This is a genomic window from Burkholderia sp. WSM2230, from assembly GCF_000472445.1.
In the GTDB taxonomy this organism is placed as follows: Bacteria; Pseudomonadota; Gammaproteobacteria; order Burkholderiales; family Burkholderiaceae; genus Paraburkholderia.
This window is the reverse complement of sequence record NZ_AXAJ01000024.1, coordinates 1-17,228: the sequence shown is the minus strand read 5'-3', so window position 1 is coordinate 17,228 and position 17,228 is coordinate 1. Positions and strand designations below refer to the sequence as shown.

At 65.2% G+C, this 17,228-nt stretch carries 15 protein-coding genes; 12 read left to right on the top strand and 3 right to left on the bottom strand.

Annotation, left to right across the window (positions count from 1 at the left end):
- Positions 1-51: 51 nt before the first annotated feature.
- Together A3AC_RS0128155 and A3AC_RS0128150 are read right to left on the bottom strand one after the other, a co-directional pair.
- Positions 52-978, bottom strand: a complete 927-nt coding sequence (locus tag A3AC_RS0128155) for a 2-hydroxyacid dehydrogenase (RefSeq protein WP_025602868.1) — start codon at positions 976-978, stop codon at positions 52-54.
- A gap of 6 nt (positions 979-984) precedes the next feature.
- The gene (locus tag A3AC_RS0128150) at positions 985-1,851 is read right to left on the bottom strand and encodes a GNAT family N-acetyltransferase (RefSeq protein WP_025602867.1); all 867 of its coding nucleotides are present in this window, start codon (positions 1,849-1,851) and stop codon (positions 985-987) included.
- 283 nt (positions 1,852-2,134) lie between these two features.
- Here A3AC_RS0128150 and A3AC_RS0128145 point away from each other — a divergent pair, with 283 nt between their 5' ends.
- The 11 genes from A3AC_RS0128145 (at position 2,135) to A3AC_RS0128095 (ending at position 14,717) form a co-directional block, all read left to right on the top strand.
- Positions 2,135-3,628 (top strand): aldehyde dehydrogenase family protein, encoded by a 1,494-nt coding sequence (locus A3AC_RS0128145; protein WP_025602865.1) that lies wholly within the window; start codon positions 2,135-2,137, stop codon positions 3,626-3,628.
- Positions 3,629-3,859: 231 nt separating this feature from the next.
- A complete protein-coding gene (locus tag A3AC_RS0128140; protein WP_025602863.1) occupies positions 3,860-4,528 on the top strand; it encodes a haloacid dehalogenase type II in 669 nt (222 codons plus the stop codon).
- A gap of 102 nt (positions 4,529-4,630) precedes the next feature.
- On the top strand, positions 4,631-5,905 hold the full coding sequence (locus A3AC_RS0128135) for an NAD(P)/FAD-dependent oxidoreductase (protein ID WP_025602861.1): 1,275 nt from the start codon (positions 4,631-4,633) through the stop codon (positions 5,903-5,905).
- A 97-nt stretch (positions 5,906-6,002) separates the two neighbouring features.
- A complete protein-coding gene (locus tag A3AC_RS0128130) occupies positions 6,003-7,619 on the top strand; it encodes an ABC transporter substrate-binding protein (protein WP_025602859.1) in 1,617 nt (538 codons plus the stop codon).
- Between the two features lie 120 nt (positions 7,620-7,739).
- Entirely contained in the window at positions 7,740-8,693 is a 954-nt protein-coding gene (locus tag A3AC_RS0128125) for an ABC transporter permease (protein WP_025602857.1), read from the top strand.
- The gene (locus tag A3AC_RS0128120) at positions 8,690-9,637 is read left to right on the top strand and encodes an ABC transporter permease (RefSeq protein WP_025602856.1); all 948 of its coding nucleotides are present in this window, start codon (positions 8,690-8,692) and stop codon (positions 9,635-9,637) included. The genes A3AC_RS0128125 and A3AC_RS0128120 overlap by 4 nt, the downstream gene beginning before the upstream one ends.
- Positions 9,637-11,478 carry an ABC transporter ATP-binding protein gene (locus tag A3AC_RS0128115; protein WP_025602854.1) on the top strand — a complete coding sequence of 614 codons (1,842 nt, stop codon included), beginning with the start codon at positions 9,637-9,639 and terminating at the stop codon, positions 11,476-11,478. The genes A3AC_RS0128120 and A3AC_RS0128115 overlap by 1 nt, the downstream gene beginning before the upstream one ends.
- Positions 11,475-11,789 carry a (2Fe-2S)-binding protein gene (locus A3AC_RS0128110; protein WP_025602852.1) on the top strand — a complete coding sequence of 105 codons (315 nt, stop codon included), beginning with the start codon at positions 11,475-11,477 and terminating at the stop codon, positions 11,787-11,789. The genes A3AC_RS0128115 and A3AC_RS0128110 overlap by 4 nt, the downstream gene beginning before the upstream one ends.
- Positions 11,774-13,153: an FAD/NAD(P)-dependent oxidoreductase gene (locus tag A3AC_RS0128105; RefSeq protein ID WP_025602850.1), complete on the top strand. Its 1,380-nt coding sequence runs from the start codon at positions 11,774-11,776 to the stop codon at positions 13,151-13,153. Before A3AC_RS0128110 ends, A3AC_RS0128105 begins: the two co-directional genes overlap by 16 nt.
- The gene (locus A3AC_RS0128100; RefSeq protein ID WP_025602848.1) at positions 13,150-14,316 is read left to right on the top strand and encodes an NAD(P)/FAD-dependent oxidoreductase; all 1,167 of its coding nucleotides are present in this window, start codon (positions 13,150-13,152) and stop codon (positions 14,314-14,316) included. The genes A3AC_RS0128105 and A3AC_RS0128100 overlap by 4 nt, the downstream gene beginning before the upstream one ends.
- Entirely contained in the window at positions 14,313-14,717 is a 405-nt protein-coding gene (locus A3AC_RS0128095) for a helix-turn-helix domain-containing protein (RefSeq protein WP_025602847.1), read from the top strand. The genes A3AC_RS0128100 and A3AC_RS0128095 overlap by 4 nt, the downstream gene beginning before the upstream one ends.
- Here the strand turns inward: A3AC_RS0128095 and prpR are convergent.
- Positions 14,674-16,650, bottom strand: coding sequence for a propionate catabolism operon regulatory protein PrpR (prpR, locus tag A3AC_RS0128090; protein ID WP_025602845.1), 1,977 nt, complete (start codon positions 16,648-16,650; stop codon positions 14,674-14,676). The genes A3AC_RS0128095 and prpR overlap by 44 nt on opposite strands.
- A 216-nt stretch (positions 16,651-16,866) precedes the next feature.
- Here prpR and A3AC_RS29585 point away from each other — a divergent pair.
- Positions 16,867-17,228 (top strand): citrate/2-methylcitrate synthase (locus tag A3AC_RS29585; RefSeq protein ID WP_035476031.1); only part of this gene is annotated, 362 nt, incomplete at its 3' end.

Here is a 17,228-nt window from a genome sequence, read left to right as displayed (position 1 = left end):
GCAAAGCGGCGGCGCGCGCAGATTACGCCACGATCGATGCGGTTCGGAGACTCAATAGCCGCGCGTGCGGTCTACCTGACCAAGCATCGGCAGGCCTTCGCGATGGCGGCGCAGGTTGTCGAGCACGACCTCGACGGCGGTGTCGGGCCGCGTCGCGCTGGCAATGTGCGGCGTGATGCGCACGCGCGGATGCGTCCACAGCGGATGACCGGCCGGCAACGGCTCGGGGTCGGTGACGTCGAGAATCGCATTCTGCAACTGGCCGCTCTCGAGCGCCGCCAGCAAGTCCTGCTGATCAAGATGTGCGCCCCGGCCGGTTTGAATCAGCGAGGCGCCGCGCGGCAGCTTCCCGAACAGGCTCGCATTGAGCAGGCCGCGCGTGGCCGGGGTGAGCGGCAGCAGGCAGACCAGAATGTCGGTGCGGGCAAGAAACGCGTCGAGCGAGGCTTCGCCCGCATAACAGTCGACGCCCGCGATCTCGCGCGGCGAGCGGCTCCAGCCCGCGCACGCAAAGCTGAAAAGGCGCAGCCGCTCCAGCACCGCAGTGCCGAGCACCCCAAGCCCCAGCACGCCGATGCGCCGTTGTGCGGCCGTTTTGAGCGGCAACTCGCGCCACACCTGCTGTTGCTGCTGAAGCGCGTAGTCGAACAGATCGCGGTGAACGGTGAGCGCCGCCTGCGTGACGTATTCGACCATGCCTTCCACGAGCCCCGGCTCGATCATGCGCACCACCGGCACATGCTCGGGCACGCCGGAAAGATCGAATTGATCGACGCCCGCGCCCACGGAGAACACCACTTCCAGATTGGGAAACGTACGTGTCGGGTCCTCGGGCGGCTGCCATGCCACCAGATAGCGGATCGCGGCCGGATCGCCGTGATCGGGCCAGATATGGAATGGCAGGTCGGGCGCCTTCTCGGCGAAGAGCCTTGCCCATTGCAGGCCGCGGGCGGGATCGGCTTTATAGAGTAATGCCATGACGGATCAGAAAATCGCCTGATTGATGATGCCGTACTGCAAGTAAGGCGACGCGTTAGCCGCCACGCTCTGCGGCTTGGCGTTGCGCACCATTCTGACCACGGTGTCCACGCGCGGCAGGCCGAGCTGTTCGAGCCACTCGGTCAGGCCGCTGTCGCCGGGCGTGTCCACGCGCACGAACACGCCTTCGTTGAGCGCGAGCCAGTGGCTGATGAGCGCCTTCGCACGGGTCGAATCGCCGGAAGCAGGCGCGACGACCGGGCCGATCGCGAAGCCGCGGCCGAAGCGGCGAAAGAGCGCAAAGCCGACCAGTTCGCCGTCGCGGTCGAGTGCGATGCCGTCGGCGTTCTCGAGCAGCGCCGGCAGCACTTCGCCCCGGTCGAGGCCGCTTGCCTGCGAGGCCAGCTCGACGAGCCGTGCGGTGTCGCTCGAACCCAGCGGACGCAAACGTTCGCCCGCCGGCAGCGACACGAGCGGCGGTTGAAACGCCGCGCCCTGATGCTGATCGAGCGTGCCGGCCGCGCGAAAGCCGAGCTTTTCGTAGAGCGGCTGACCGGCAGTGGTCGCGTGGAGGAACGTGATGCGGCCGCCGAGCTCTTCGAGCAACAACTCCATCAGCTTTCTGCCGATGCCGAGTCCCTGCCGCTCCGGCGACACGATCACCATGCCGAGCGACGCGCGATCCGCGCCGTACTTCCAGCACAGCGCGGTGCCGATCACGCCGCCCGCGTCTTCAGCGACGAAACCCGCGCCCAGCTGCGCGACGAACTTCCAGTCGTCCGGGCGATGCGGCCATTTCAGCTCAGCCGTCAACGCATGCGCGGCGGCAATGTCGTCGAGGGTAAAGCGTCTGTATGTAATCGGATCGGGCACGCCGTGCTCCTGAATGGCTAAAGACTTACGCGTCACTGTGTCATCCGGGGCGCGGTATGACTAGGACGATCTTTCTATCCGGCACCCCGGAGAAAGCCGCGCCGAAATTCGATGCAAAGCGCGCGGTCTGGGCACGCATTACAGGCGGGTTCTGCTGCGTGGCGATTTTTGTCGGTGACATATGCCAGGCGCGCGGCTCTACGATTTTGTCATGGCGAGCGCGGCGGCGATGCTGCAGCGCACGCGGTTGCCATCCAAAGGTCATCTACTCGGACACTTTCTCATGGACAGCTTCAATCCGGACGATGTCGTGATTCGCAGCGGGCATTTCATCGGTGGCAAGTATGTGGAAGGCAGCGGGCATGGCGCGCGCCGCATCGACGTGGCGCGGCCGTCCGACGGCATGGTCTACGCGAGCGTGCCGGTAGCGGACGCGGACATGGTCCACCGCGCGGTCGAAAATGCGTGGCAGGCGTTTCGCACCAGCGGCTGGGCGCGCATGGCACCGCGCGAACGCGCGAAAATCCTGCGCCGTTTCGCGGATCTCGTCGAAGCCGACGCCTCCGCGCTCGGCCGCCTCGAGGCGCTCGGCTCGACGCGGCCGATCGCCCAGGCCGTCTCGTGGGACGTGCCTTTCACTGCAGAGGGCATCCGCTTCTACGCGGAGTTCGCCGACAAACTGGGCGGCGACGTCGCCGCCACCGACCACGATCATCTCGGCATGACGATTGCCGAACCGTATGGCGTGATCGGCGCGATTGCGCCGTGGAATTTTCCGCTCGTAATGGCTTCGTGGAAGATCGCGCCGGCGCTCGCCGCCGGCAACGCGGTGGTGCTCAAGCCCTCGGAGATGACGCCGTTTTCCGTGCTGCGCCTCGCCGAACTCGCGATGCAGGCCGGCGTGCCGGCCGGCATCTTCAACGTGATTCAGGGCGATGGACAAACGACCGGCGACGAGCTCGTGCGTCATCCGAAGATCAGCAAGGTCACGTTCACCGGCTCGACGCGCACCGGCGCCGCGATCATGGCGGCCTGCGCGACGAGCGGCACCAAGCCGGTCACGCTGGAGCTGGGTGGCAAGAGCCCGCAGATCGTGTTCGCCGACGCGCCGCGTCTTGACGACGTGGCGCGGCGCATCGCCGGGGCGATCACCGGCAACGCGGGACAGGTGTGCGTGGCGGGCTCGCGGCTGCTGGTCGAACGCAGCCTCGCGGAGCCGCTCGCCGAGCGCATCGGCAGCATCTTCGCGGAGCTGAAGCCGGGCGCGACCTGGGCTGCGGGCACGACGCTGTCGCCGATCATTTCAGAGCCGCAGGCGGCGCGCATCGAAAGCATTGTGGGGCGCACGCTTCACGCGGGCGCGACATTGCGCCATGGCGGCAAGCGGGCCGACATGGGCGGCGCATCGGCGGGCGCGTTCTATACGCCGACCTTGCTTACCGATGTCACCGCTCAGTCAGAGGCCGTGCGCGAGGAAGTATTCGGCCCGGTGCTCACGCTGCAAACCTTCGATACCGAAGAAGAAGCGCTCGCGCTCGCGCAGCATCCCGAGTACGGGCTCGCCGCGGGCGTGCATACCGCCGACCTCGGCCGGGCGCTGCGCTTCGTGCGCGGTCTGGAAGCGGGCACCGTGTGGGTCAACCGCTATGGCCGCACGTCGGACTTCGTGATTCCTACAGGCGGCTACAAGCGCTCGGGCATCGGCAAGGATCTTGGGCGCCAGGCTTACGAGGCCAACCTGCGTTTCAAGAGCGTGCTGATCGATCTGCGGCAGTGACGCGCGCGCCCTTCTGGATGCCGCGAACCCAAGCCGCGTAAGGGTTAGGCCGGATCACGGCAGACTGTGCTGCGCAATGGCCTAAAAACGCATGGTTTGTGTCACCGGCAGCGCACGAATCAGGAGCATCTATGTTTTTGCGCTGATTAAATCTTTTACAGGAACGAGCTTTTAGTTGCTGTTTTCGCCAATGGACTCAACGCGAGTTCACCACCACGATAGGACTGCACGATGATCGAATTCGAACCGAAATACATCACCTTCGACTGCTACGGCACGCTGACCAGATTTCGCATGGCCGACATGACACGCGAACTGTACGGCCATATCCTGAAGGGCGACGACCTCGAAAAGCTGGTTGCGTTCTACGCGGGTTATCGCCGGGACGAAGTGCTGGGTGCATGGAAGCCGTATCGAGACGTGGTGGTCAATGCGCTGCGCCGTGCCTGTGCGCGCGTGAACGTCGAATTCAATGAAGCCGATGCGCAAAAGATCTACGAAGCGGTCCCGACATGGGGCCCGCATCCGGACGTGCCGGAAGGTCTGTCGCGTCTTGCGAAAAAGTACAAGCTGGTGATTCTGTCGAATGCGTCGAACGACCAGATCCAGAGCAACGTCGACAAGCTCGGCGCACCTTTCCATGCAGTGTTCACCGCAGAGCAGGCGCAGTCGTACAAGCCGCGCATGCAGGGCTTCGAGTACATGTTCGACAAGCTCAACTGCAATCCGGAAGACGTGCTGCACGTGTCGTCGAGCTTGCGCTACGACCTGATGACGGTGCATGACATGGGCGTCAAGCACAAGGCCTTCATCAACCGCGGCCATGAACCGTCGACGCCGTATTACCAGTACTACGAAGTGAACGGCATCCCGCAACTGGCTGCCGAACTCGGCCTTTGAGCGGGACCAACCTGCGCGACCAACCCGAGTGAAGAACCCGCGCGACCAACGCGCCACCGCCGGTCCCTTGCCCCGCTCACCGCAACCATGGACACGCACACGATGAAGCTTGATTCGTACTGGCTCGACACTGCGCCGCCGTTCATCGCGGCGTGCGAAGGCCCGGTCGAGGGCCACGCCGATGTGGTGGTGATCGGCGCGGGCTTCACCGGGCTGTCGGCGGCTCAGGCGCTCGGCAAGCGTGGCGCGTCCGTCACCGTGGTGGACGCGGGGCGCGTGGGAGGCGGCGCCTCGGGCCGCAACGGCGGCCAGGTGAACACGGGCGTCGCACAAGACTTCGTGGCGCTCGCCGCGCAACTCGGTCTCGAGCGCGCGAGCGCGTGTTATCGCGCGTATGCGGATGCGGTGAATACGGTCGAGCGTCTGATCCGCGAAGAGAACATCGACTGCGATTACGTCGCGAGCGGCAAGCTCAAGCTGGCTTCGAAACCGCATCACTTCGCGCATCTGGAGAAGACGGCGGAGCTAATCCGCCGCGCGGTGGATCCCGACATCGAGCTGATCGACGGCGGGCGTATTCGCGGCGAGGTGCAGTCCGACGGCTTTTACGGCGGATTGCTGCAACGTCACGGCGGCCAGATGCATATGGGCCGCTTCGCGGTCGGTCTTGCCGACGCGGCGGTACGGCGCGGCGCAAAAGTGTATGAGCACGCTCCCGTTACGTCGATTGTGAAAGACGGCGGCGCGCATCGTATCGTCACCGCGCGCGGTGAAGTGCGCGCGAAGCAGGTATTGATAGCCACAGGGCCGTCGCGGCATGGACCGTTCGGCTGGTATCGGCGCCGCCTCGCGCCGGTCGGCTCGTTCATCGTAGTGACCGAGCCGCTGCCGCCCGCGCTTCTCGTGCAACTGCTGCCGAACCGGCGCGCCTACACGACCACGCGCCTGATGCACAACTACTTCCGCGTGACGCCCGATTCGCGTTTGCTGTTCGGCGGCCGCGCGCGCTTCACGGCCTCCGAGCGGCCCTCCGATGCAAAGAGCGGGCGCATCCTGCAGCAGGGGCTCGCCGCGATGTTTCCGATGCTCGCGACTGCGCGCATCGACTATTGCTGGGGCGGCCTCGTCGACATGAGCGCCGATCGCCTGCCGCATGCCGGACAACACGACGGCATCTATTTTTCGATGGGCTACAGCGGCCACGGCACGCAGATGTCCACGCACATGGGCCAGGTGATGGCCGACGTGATGGACGGCTGCGCGGATCGCAACCCCTGGGGCGAGTCCGAATGGGCCGCGATTCCCGGGCACACCGGTAAGCCCTGGTTTCTGCCGCTGGTGGGCACGTATTACCGTATCAAGGACATCTTCTACTGAAGTCCCGCTGTCGCATCCGTCGTTGCAGCCCCGCTGTTGCAGTCACCACTCAACCCCACGCAGCCCTCACAACTGCCCATCCTCGCGGAGAAGTTCGATGAATAAGGAAAACTCACCACATGGCGCTCTTGACCTCGGCAACGGGCTCGAGCAATTGACGGCGAGAGGCGCCTCGCGGCGCGACGTGCTGCGTGCGATGGCCGCGGCCGGGATGATGTCGATGACGGGCGCGGGTCTCTTCGCCGCCAGCGGTTCCGCGCTCGCGCAAGCGAAGCCGAAGCAGGGCGGCAAGATTCGCGTGGCGACGCAGTCGGTGTCCGCCGCCGACACGCTCGATCCGGCGAAGGGCTCGCTCAGCACCGACTACGTTCGCTGCAACATGTTCTACAACGGCCTGACCGAGCTCGATTCCCATCTCGGCGCGAAGATGGCGCTTGCCGAATCGATCGACACGAAAGACGCGACGGTATGGGTCGTGAAGCTGCGCAACGGCGTGCAGTTCCACGACGGCAAGTCGCTCGCGCCCGCTGACGTGGTCTATTCGATCATGCGTCACAAGGACCCGGCCACCGCTTCGAAGGCCAAGACCATCGCCGATCAGATCAAGGAAGTGAAGGCCACGGGCCCGAACGAAGTAACGATCACGCTGGAAGGCGCGAATGCCGACTTGCCGGTGATTCTCGCCACGTCGCACTTCCTGATCATCAGGGAAGGCACGAGCGACTTCAGGACGGCCGTCGGTACGGGGCCGTACAAACTGAAGGAGTTCTCACCTGGCGTGCGCACGGTCGGCGTGAGAAACGACAAGTACTGGAAGCCGGGCATGCCGTATCTCGACGAGATCGAACTGATCGGTATCGGCGACGAACCGGCGCGCGTGAACGCCTTGTTGTCGGGCGACGTGCAACTGATCAACGGCCTCACGCCGAACTCGGCCGAACGTTTGAAGACCGCTTCTGGCTTCAAGGTGCTGGAAACGAAGACGGGCGGCTACACGGACCTGATCGTCCGCGACGAGGGCGGCTTGACCGGCAACGAAGATTTCCGCCGCGGCATGATGTACCTGCTCGATCGCGAGCAGATCCGCCGCTCGGTGTTTCGCGGCTACGGCGCGATCGGCAACGATCAGCCGATCGATCCGACCAACAAGTACTACCTCGCCGGTTTGCCGCAACGCGGGTTCGATCCCGACAAGGCCAGGTTCTATTTTCAGAAGGCCAAGCTCGGTTCGACACCGCTGCAGGTCTATGCATCCCCGGCAGCAGACGGCTCAGTCGAAATGGCCATGCTGCTGCAGCAGGCCGCGCCGCGTGCGGGCCTCAATCTGCAGGTGAGCCGCGTGCCCGCAGACGGCTACTGGTCCAACCACTGGATGAAGCATCCGCTCGGCTTCGGCAACATCAATGCGCGCCCGAGCGCGGACGTGCTCTTCACGCAGTTCTTCAAATCGGATGCTCCGTGGAACGAAGCCAACTGGAAGAACCCGAAGTTCGACCAGATGCTGGTTGCCGCGCGTGGCGAACCGGACGACGCGAAGCGCAAGAAGATCTACGGCGACATGCAGGTGCTCGTGCATGAAAACGGCGGCGTCGGCATTCCGCTCTTTCACAGTTCGCTCGACGGCTACACGAGCAAGCTCAAGGGTCTCGGTTCGATTCCGCTTGCAGGTCTGATGGGTTTTGCATTCGCGGAAAACGTCTGGCTAGAGGCGTAATCCGAAGTAAAGGCGCTGCGGTTTTCGGGCCGGAGCGCCTCTTCCCCGCAATACGCGCAATACATGTCGGGCGCACCGCTTCGCGGCGGCGCGCATGCTTCGAAAAGGAGGCGACTTTCAATGAAAGCACACGCGCAACGACTCATCGCCGCGCGCCTCGGCCTCGCGCTGCTCACGCTGCTGCTGGTTTCCGCCATCGTGTTCGGTATCACCGGATTGCTGCCTGGCGACGCCGCGCAGCAGGCACTCGGCCAGGCGGCCACGCCGGAGGCCGTCGCCGCCCTGCGGCATCAGTTCGGGCTCGATCAACCGGCGCTGCAGCGCTACGGCGAATGGCTCTTTCATATTGTCACCGGCAACTTCGGTACGTCGATGTCGAACAATCTGCCCGTCAGCGAGCTGATCGCGACCCGCCTGCCGAACTCGCTGGTGCTCGCCGGCTTGACCGCGGTTGTGTCGGTGCCGGTCGCGTTGCTGATCGGTATTTCGTCGGCGATGTTCCGCGGCTCGCTGCTCGATCGCGTGCTGAACGTGCTGACGCTTTCCACGGTTGCAGTGCCTGAGTTTCTTGTCGCGACAATCGCCGTGCTGATTTTTGCCGTCAAGCTGCGCTGGCTCCCGGCGCTGTCGTATCTGTCCGAAGTGAATTCGTTCGGGGCGTTGTTGCGTATCTATGCCATGCCGGTCATGACGCTGTGCTGCGTAATCGTCGCGCAGATGGCGCGCATGACGCGCGCCGCGGTACTCGACCAGTTGAATTCGTCCTATGTGGAAATGGCGATGCTCAAGGGCGCGTCGCCCGTGCGCGTGGTGTTGCGGCATGTGCTGCCCAACACTATCGGACCGATTGCCAATGCGGTCGCGCTGAGTCTGTCGTATCTGTTTGGCGGCGTGGTGATCGTGGAATCCATCTTCAACTATCCGGGCCTTGCGAGCCTGATGGTGGACGCCGTGACGAACCGCGACATGCCGCTCGTGCAAGGCTGCGTGATGGTGTTCTGCGCCGCGTATCTCGCGCTCGTGCTCATCGCGGATCTGTGTCAGATCGTATCCAACCCGAGGCTGCGTCGATGATGATCCGACCTACCCATACCCCCATCCCTCACGCGGGCACAGATCTGTACGACGTGAGCCGCGATGAAGTCGTCATCGAGGCGCCGGTAACGGTTGCCGTGCCCGCCCGATCCAGCGCGCTGCAACGGCTCGTGCACCGCTTTTCGGTGCTCGGCCTGCTCGGCCTTGTGATTGTGCTGTTCTGGCTGCTGGTCGCCTTCGTCGGCCCGCTCGTCGCGCCGTACAAAGGCGGCGCGCTGACTTCGACGGAAATTTTCGGCCGTTACAGCGCGGCGTATCCGCTCGGCACCGACTACCTGGGCCGCGACATGCTGAGCCGCATCCTCTACGGCGCGCGCTATACGGTCGGCCTCGCGCTCGCCGCGGCCATGCTTGCAAGCGTGATCGGCACGTTCTTCGGTCTGCTCGCGGCCGTGTCGGGCAAATGGGTCGATGAAGTGCTGAGCCGGCTGTTGGACGCGCTCATTTCGATTCCGAGCAAGGTGCTTGCGCTCGTCGTGATCGCCGCATTCGGTTCGTCGATCCCCATGCTGACCACAGTCGCCGCGCTCGCCTACATTCCCGGCGCATTCCGTATTTCACGCTCGCTCGCGTTGAATCTGATGGGACTCGAATACGTTCAGGTGGCCCGCGCTCGCGGCGAAGGGCTGCTGTACATCGCGCGGGTCGAGGTCCTGCCGAACATGATTCATCCGATGCTCGCCGATTTCGGCCTGCGCTTCGTGTTCATCGTGCTGCTGCTGAGCGGCCTCAGCTTCCTTGGGCTCGGCGTGCAGCCGCCGAACGCCGACTGGGGTTCGCTCGTGCGCGAGAACATCGGCGGCCTGTCCGAAGGCGCGCCCGCCGTCCTGATGCCGGCCGTCGCCATAGCCACGCTGACCATCGGCATGAACCTGCTGATCGACAACTTGCGGCGTCGCAGCCGTAGTCACGGAGACGCATGATGGCCGAGTCGGACATGATTGAAGTGAAGGGGCTGCGTGTCGTCGCGGGCGCGGCGCACGGGCCGGTGGCGGAGATCGTCAAGGGCGTCGACTTTGCGGTGAAGAAGGGCGAGGTGCTCGCGCTGATCGGCGAATCCGGTTCTGGCAAGACGACCATTGCGCTGGCGCTGCTCGGCTATGCGCGCGCGGGCTGCTCGATCAGCGGCGGCTCGGTGCGGATCGGCGACGTCGACGTGCTGGCGCTCGATGCCAAAGGACGCCGCGCGTTGCGCGCGCGCACCGTCGCCTATGTCGCGCAGAGCGCCGCGGCCGGCTTCAATCCGGCGCGCACGATCATGGACCAGGTGACGGAGCCCGCGCTGCTGCATCAGTTGATGACCAAAGAGGCCGCGCGTACCAAGGCAATCGGACTCTTTCGTGCGCTCGCGCTGCCCGCGCCCGAAACCATCGGCGAGCGCTATCCGCATCAGGTTTCCGGCGGGCAGTTGCAGCGTTTGATGGCCGCCATGGCGTTGATCACCGATCCGGCTGTCGTCGTGTTCGACGAACCGACTACCGCGCTCGACGTCACCACGCAGATCGAAGTGCTCGCGGCCTTCAAGAAGGTGGTGCGCGAACTCGGCACGACCGCCGTGTATGTGTCGCACGATCTCGCCGTCGTCGCGCAGATGGCGGATCGCATCGTCGTGCTGAACGGCGGCGCGGTCAAGGAAAACGGCGCGGTCGCGCAAGTGCTCGATGCACCCGTCGATGCCTATACGCGCCAGTTGCTCGCCGCGACGCGCCGCCCGGAGGCATCGCAAACGCCGCAGCAGAAGGGCGAATCGGTGCCGCCGCTCCTCGAAATTCGCGGACTGTCGGCGGGCTATGGCCGCATTGACCGCGACGGCGTGCCAGCCGTGCGCGTGCTCGACGATGTGAGCCTGACCATACTTCGCGGCAGCGCGCTCGGCGTGATCGGCGAATCAGGTTCGGGAAAGACGACGCTTGCGCGCGTGGTTGCGGGTCTCGTGGACCGGGCGCGCGGCGAAGTGCTGTTCAACGGCGAGCCGTTGCCGGCGCAACTGTCGCGCCGCACGCCCGGGCAGTATCGGCAGATCCAGATCGTGTTTCAGAACGCGGATACCGCGTTGAACCCGAGTCATTCGATTGCGGACATTCTCGCCCGGCCGCTCGCGTTCTATCACCATATGCGTGGCGCGGCCGCGAAAAAGCGCATGCTCGCGCTGCTCGACCTGGTGAAGCTGCCCGCTTCTATCGCTACGCGCACGCCAGCGGGTCTGTCCGGCGGTCAAAAGCAGCGCGTGAATCTGGCGCGCGCACTCGCCGCCGATCCCGCGCTGATTCTCTGCGACGAAGTGACGTCCGCGCTCGACACGGTGGTAGGCGCCGCGATTCTCGATCTGCTCGCCGAGTTGCGCCGCGAACTGGGCGTCTCGTACATGTTCATCAGCCACGACATCTCGACCGTGCGTGCGATCTGCGACGAAGTGATCGTGCTGTATGCAGGCCAGCGTGTGGAAGCAGGACAGCGCGACATGCTCGCCGCGCCGCCGTATCACCCGTACACCGGCTTGCTGGTTGATTCGGTGCCCGAACTAAAACCCGGCTGGCTCGACGCGCGGCGGCACGTCGCCGCCTGCGCGTTGCCCGCTATGGGCGAAAGCGCCGCGCTGCCCGAGCTGTGTTCGTTCCGCGCGCGCTGCCCAGTGCGCATCGACGGTGTGTGCAATGTCACGCCGCCGTCGCTGAAAAAGCTGCCTTCCGGCGCGGAGATTCTTTGCCATCACTCGGCGGCCGAGCTCAGCCGTTTGCAGAATCTGGAGACGATCCCGGCATGAATCAGCGATTTGTACGGCTCGCGGAAACCGGTCGCAAGACCTTCCCGATTACCGTGGACGGCGTGGTGCGCGAAGCCGCCGAAGGCGACACGCTAATGGTCGCGCTACTCACGAGCGGCAGCACGCTGCGCGAATCCGAATTCGGCGACGGCCGGCGCGCCGGCTTCTGTCTGATGGGCGCGTGCCAGGATTGCTGGGTCTGGACCGCGCAAGGCGAGCGCCTGCGCGCATGCAGCACGCCAGCGGCGCCGGGCATGTCGATCGTCACGAAACTCGCTGAAGCCGGGGAGGGCGCATGGCCCCGCGTGTAGTGATCATCGGTGCGGGGCCGGCTGGGGTTCGCGCCGCTCAGGCATTCGTTCAAGCGGGTCTGCGCCCCACAGTTATCGACGAAAGCCGGCGCGACGGCGGACAGATCTACCGGCGTCAACCGGACGGTTTTTCGCGCAGCTACGACACGCTCTACGGCACCGAGGCCGAGCGTGCCGCTTCGTTGCACCAAAGCTTCGATGCGCTGAAAAGCGGAATCGACTATCTGCCCGAAACGCTCGTGTGGAATATCTCGGCAAACGCGGTGCATACCGTTGGCGGCACGCGTTACGGCACGCTGCCATTCGATGTGCTGATCATTTGCAGCGGCGCAACGGACCGGCTCATGCCTGTGAAGGGCTGGCACCAGGCTGGCACCTATAGTCTTGGCGGCGCGCAGGTTGCGCTGAAATCGCAGGGCTGCGCGATCGGCTCGCGCATCGTGATGATGGGCAGCGGGCCGCTGTTGTATCTGGTATCCGCGCAATATCTGAAGGCGGGCGCGCAGATCGTAGCCGTGTTGGACACGTCGACTTTCATGCAGCGAGTCGCCGCGTTGCCGCGCCTGCTCGCCATTCCCGCCGCGCTGAAAAAAGGCATCGCGTTGACGCGGGTGTTGTCGAAAGCACGCGTGCCGGTTTATCGCGGCGTGCAGCCGGTCGAGATAAAAGGTTCGCCGCAAACGGGCGTGAGCGGCGTGGAGGTCGCGTTGCCTGACGGCAAACGCCTCGAATTCGCATGCGATGCGGTCGCGCTCGGTTATCACTTGCGTCCCGAAACGCAGCTCGCGGATCTGGCTGGCTGCCGCTTTGTTTTCGATAACGACGCGAAGCAGTGGCTTCCCGAAATCGACGGCGACGGCCGCAGCAGCGTCAAGGGCGTCTATCTCGCCGGCGACGGCGCGCGCGTGCGCGGTGCGGACGCGGCCGAACGCGCGGGGCGCCTCGCCGCGCTCGCCGCGATGCGGGATCACGGCGTGCAAGCCGCCGCCATCGGCGATATGGACGGCTTGCGCGCGGAGCTTGCGCGCTTCTCGCGCTTTGCCGCCGGCCTGCGTGAAGCATTTCCGTGGCCGGCCAGGTTCGCCGCGTCGCTGCCTGACGAGACGATTGTTTGCCGCTGCGAAGCGATCACGGCGGGCGAACTGCGCCGCGTCGTTCGCGGAGCGGGCGCGCAGGAGGCGAATCGCGCCAAGGCGTTTTCGCGGGTCGGCATGGGCCGTTGCCAGGGACGCTATTGCGGGCACGCGGGCGCGGAAATCATTGCTGCGGCGGCTTGCGTGCCGCTTTCGTCGGTGGGACGGCTGCGCGGCCAGGCACCGGTCAAGCCGCTGCCGGTGGCGCTCACCGAGGAGGAGGCGCAATGAGCGCGACGCGTAACGAAGCCGATGTCATCGTGATCGGCGGCGGCATCATGGGCACGACGACCGCGTTCTTTCTGCGTCAGCGCAGTCGCTCGGTGATCCTGCTGGAGCGAGGACTGACCGGACAGCAGGCGAGCGGCGTGAACTTCGGCGGCATCCGGCGGCAAGGCCGCGCGCTGCCGCAACTCGCCATGGCCAATCGCGCGCTGCGCACATGGCAGCGTTCGGCGGAACTGCTCGGCGAGGACGTCGAGTTCCTGCCGGTCGGTCATACACGCGTGTGCTACCACGAGAAGGACGTCGAGAATTTCGAGCAGTACGCGATCGACGCGCGCGCCTACGGGCTCGAGCTCGAAGTGCTGCATGGGCAGGCGCTGTTCCGACGCTTTCCGTTTCTCGGCCGCGAAGTGCTCGCTGCGTCCATTTCGCCGCTGGATGGTCACGCGAATCCGCGCCTTGCCGCGCCCGCGTTCGGACGCGCTGCGGCGCGGCTCGGCGCGCAGGTGATCGAAAACACGGAGATCGCGCGCGTCGAGAAAGAGGGCGGCCGCTTTCGCGTGGAAAGCGCGCGCGGCGACGTGTACCACGCCGCGCAACTCGTGATCTGCGCCGGCGCGTGGGCCACGCGTCTCACCGAACAGTTCGGCGAACACGCGCCGCTCGCAGTGAGCGGACCGCAAATGTGCGTGACAGAGCCGGTGCCGTATGTTTTCCAATCGTCGATGGGCGTGTTCACGTCCATCAAGCAGGAGAGCCTCTATTTCCGGCAGATTCCGCGCGGCAATATCATTGTCGGCGGGGGGCCTGCCGGTCCGGCCGATGCGGTGACGAGCCGCGCGTCGGTGCTGCCGCAGAACACGGTGCGACAGCTCGCGCAAATGCGGCGGCTCGTGCCCGCGTTGGCGCCGTTGCATGTGATCCGGGTGTGGAGCGGCGTCGAAAGTTATCTGCCCGACAGCGAGCCGGTGATCGGTCCAAGCAGCAAGGTCGACGGACTTTTCTATGCGTTCGGCTTCAGCGGCTCGGGGTTTCAGATCGGTCCCGGCGTAGGCGAGACGATGGCCGAACTCGTCGATACAGGCAGCACACCGATTCCGCTCGACAGATTCTCCATTCGGCGTTTTGCCCAGGAGCCGGCGCTGCGCCCGAGCATCGTCACGTCATGAAACAGTCCATTAGCCTCAATGCCGCGCGGGCTTTTATCGAGGCCCACTTCAACGAGCCGGTGACGCTCGCGCAACTCGCCGCGTTGTCCGCGCTCAGCGTGTCGCGATTTGCGACGGTGTTCCGGCAACAGTATGGCTCGTCGCCGTATCGCTACCTTTGCGGCGTGCGCATTCAGCGGGCGCAGACGCTGCTGCTGGAAGGCGTGCCCGGCTCGGTGGTCGCGACCGAGGTCGGCTTCTTCGATCAGAGTCATTTCGGCCGGCATTTCAAGCGATGCTGCGGCATGACGCCGAGCATGTTCATCGCGCGTGCGACGGCCAATGCCGGCAAGCATGGCGCCGCCGCCGCGAAAAAAGCTAGCGCGCCGCGTTCAGCTTCCGCCATAAGGTCGTCTTGCTGATGCCGAGTGCGTCGCAGACCGCGTCGCGATCGCCATCATGCGCGGCGAGCGCGGCGCGGATTTCGTCGGCTTCCACATGGCGGCTGCGCTCGCGAAGCGTCAACGCGGTTTTCTTCGGACGCGAGTGCGCCGGTTCGGCAATTTCAGGCGCGATGCTGCGCAGCATGTCTCGCGTGATCAACGGCGGGTTACCTGCCTCGGCGTCGGCATCGGCGTCCGCCTCCATCTCCGCAAGCTCCACAGCAATTCGTTCGATCACATTCTGCAACTCCCGCACATTGCCCGGCCACGCATAACGCTGCAACGGCTCCGCGAGCGCGGCCAGAACGCGTTCGGCGGCAGCGGCGTCGGGCAGGCGCGCGGCAAGCCGCGGCTCGCGCGCCGCGGCTTGCAACAGCAGCTCGACGGCAAGCGGCAGCAGATCCGTTGGGCGCTCGCGCAGCGGCGGCAGTGCAATGCTGAGAATGTTGAGCCGGTAGTAAAGATCGGCACGAAAGCGCCCCGCTGCGATGCCCTCGGTCAACGCGCGGTGCGTGGCCGCGACAACGCGAATGTCCACGCGCGTCGGCTCTGTCGAACCGAGCCGCACGACTTCGCGCTCCTGCAACACGCGCAGCAAACGGCTTTGCAATGACAAAGGCATCTCGCCGATTTCATCGAGAAACAAGGTGCCGCGATGCGCGACTTCGATCAGCCCCGCCTTGCCGCCCTTGCGCGCGCCAGTGAACGCGCCTTCCTCGTAGCCGAACAGTTCGCTTTCGAGCAGCGCCTCGGGAAACGCGCCGCAATTGATCGCGACGAACGCGAAGTCGCGCCTTGCGCTCAACTGATGCATGCTTTGCGCGACCATTTCCTTGCCGGTGCCGCTTTCGCCGAGAATCAGCACGGTTGCGTCCGATCTCGCATAACGCTGCACGAGCGCGCGCACGCGTTGCATCGCTTCCGACGCGCCCACGATATCGTCCAGCCGGTAACGCGCGCTGAATTGCTGCACCCGTTGACGCGAACGCAGCGTGCGGTCGAGCCGCTCCACCGCGCGCGATTCCTGGAATGTCAGCACGGTACCTGTCGCCGCGCCGCCGCTCGCCAGCGGTCCGCGATGCACGACGTAGCTCGCGCCGCGCACCGTGCAAAACGCGTCGCCGTCCGAGTCGGGGAGACTGCCGGCGAGATCGGGCGCAAGTTCCAGCAAGGCGCGGCCCGCTGCGTTGGCCGCATCGATGCCGAGCACGGCGGCAAGGCGCTGGTTCATTGCCTCGACGCGTCCTTGGGCATCGAGCGCGACGACGCCGTCGCGCAGATGTTGAAGCAGGTTGTCGAGCCGTTGGCGGCGCAGCGTTTCGCGCCGCGTTGCCTGCGCGACTTCGAGCGCCGTCTCGAAGCCGGCGCGCACCGAAGCGCGCGAGTAGAGAAAGACCGCGCTCATGCCCGCGTTCGCCGCGAGATCGGTGACGAGCCCCGGGCCGACCACCACGTCGATGTCGCGATCGCGCAAGTCGAGCACGACGCTCTCCGCGTCCTGCGCCGATTGATGCGAGGCGAACGTGACATCAAGCCCGAATGCGGCGACGAAGCGGCGAATTTCGTCGGGCGTGTTGCCATGCGTGACCAGGGCAACCTTGGCGCCGTCGCGGCGGGCGCGGGCGAGCGCATGCATCACGTCGAAACCCGTTGGCGTGATCATGACAACCGGCACGGCCACGCGAGTCTTCAGATAGGCGCCGTTCGAGCCGCCCGCAATCACGACGTCGGGACGGCCCGCGCCGGCGGCCTCGATTTCGCGGACGGCGTCTTCGAAACCTCGTGCGACGATGCGCAAATCCGCGCGCTCCACATATTCGCCGGCTATGTCGAGAAACAGATCGCGCAGGCGGCTGATGCTAAGCGCCCAGATGCGCGGGCGCGGCGCTGGGTCGAAAGGGGCAGTGCTCAAGGTGAAGGCTCGGAATGGACTCGGGTTGGCCAGGTTATTATGCGCGCATCAGTTTCATTATTGAAATAAAAAGATTCCGTTTCTGAAACCGCCGCGGTTTCGCGATACGCGGCCGGTGTGGCAAATCAGGCACTTAGCGTATGCGGCGCGCGGTGGCCCGTTCCTTGCGTTTAACGCGGCGGTCAAGAATCCCCCAATGCATCTGGAGACAAACTGATGAGCGAAGCAGACAACAGTGCGAGCACCGCAAACGCGGGCGCATTCAAACCGAAAAAATCCGTCGCGCTGTCCGGCGTGACCGCGGGCAACACGGCGCTGTGCACGGTCGGCAAGACCGGCAACGACCTGCACTATCGCGGCTACGACATTCTCGACATTGCGGGCAATTGCGAGTTTGAAGAGATCGCCTATCTGCTCGTNCATGAAAAGCTGCCCACGCAGGCCGAGCTCACCGCCTACAAGGCGAAGCTGAAGGCGCTGCGCGGCCTGCCCGCGAACGTCAAAGCCGCGCTCGAATGGATTCCCGCGGCCGCGCATCCCATGGACGTGATGCGTACCGGCGTCTCGGTGCTCGGCAC

Excerpts from the sequence above, each read along its gene's own strand:
- A3AC_RS0128135 (WP_025602861.1), top strand. The coding sequence starts at position 4,631 with ATGAAGCTTGATTCGTACTGGCTCGACACTGCGCCGCCGTTCATCGCG.
- A3AC_RS0128100 (WP_025602848.1), top strand. The coding sequence starts at position 13,150 with ATGAGCGCGACGCGTAACGAAGCCGATGTCATCGTGATCGGCGGCGGC.
- A3AC_RS0128120 (WP_025602856.1), top strand. The coding sequence starts at position 8,690 with ATGATGATCCGACCTACCCATACCCCCATCCCTCACGCGGGCACAGAT.
- A3AC_RS0128105 (WP_025602850.1), top strand. The coding sequence starts at position 11,774 with ATGGCCCCGCGTGTAGTGATCATCGGTGCGGGGCCGGCTGGGGTTCGC.
- A3AC_RS0128140 (WP_025602863.1), top strand. The coding sequence starts at position 3,860 with ATGATCGAATTCGAACCGAAATACATCACCTTCGACTGCTACGGCACG.
- A3AC_RS0128125 (WP_025602857.1), top strand. The coding sequence starts at position 7,740 with ATGAAAGCACACGCGCAACGACTCATCGCCGCGCGCCTCGGCCTCGCG.
- A3AC_RS0128110 (WP_025602852.1), top strand. The coding sequence starts at position 11,475 with ATGAATCAGCGATTTGTACGGCTCGCGGAAACCGGTCGCAAGACCTTC.
- A3AC_RS0128130 (WP_025602859.1), top strand. The coding sequence starts at position 6,003 with ATGAATAAGGAAAACTCACCACATGGCGCTCTTGACCTCGGCAACGGG.
- A3AC_RS0128145 (WP_025602865.1), top strand. The coding sequence starts at position 2,135 with ATGGACAGCTTCAATCCGGACGATGTCGTGATTCGCAGCGGGCATTTC.
- A3AC_RS0128095 (WP_025602847.1), top strand. The coding sequence starts at position 14,313 with ATGAAACAGTCCATTAGCCTCAATGCCGCGCGGGCTTTTATCGAGGCC.
- A3AC_RS0128115 (WP_025602854.1), top strand. The coding sequence starts at position 9,637 with ATGGCCGAGTCGGACATGATTGAAGTGAAGGGGCTGCGTGTCGTCGCG.
- A3AC_RS0128155 (WP_025602868.1), bottom strand. The coding sequence starts at position 978 with ATGGCATTACTCTATAAAGCCGATCCCGCCCGCGGCCTGCAATGGGCA.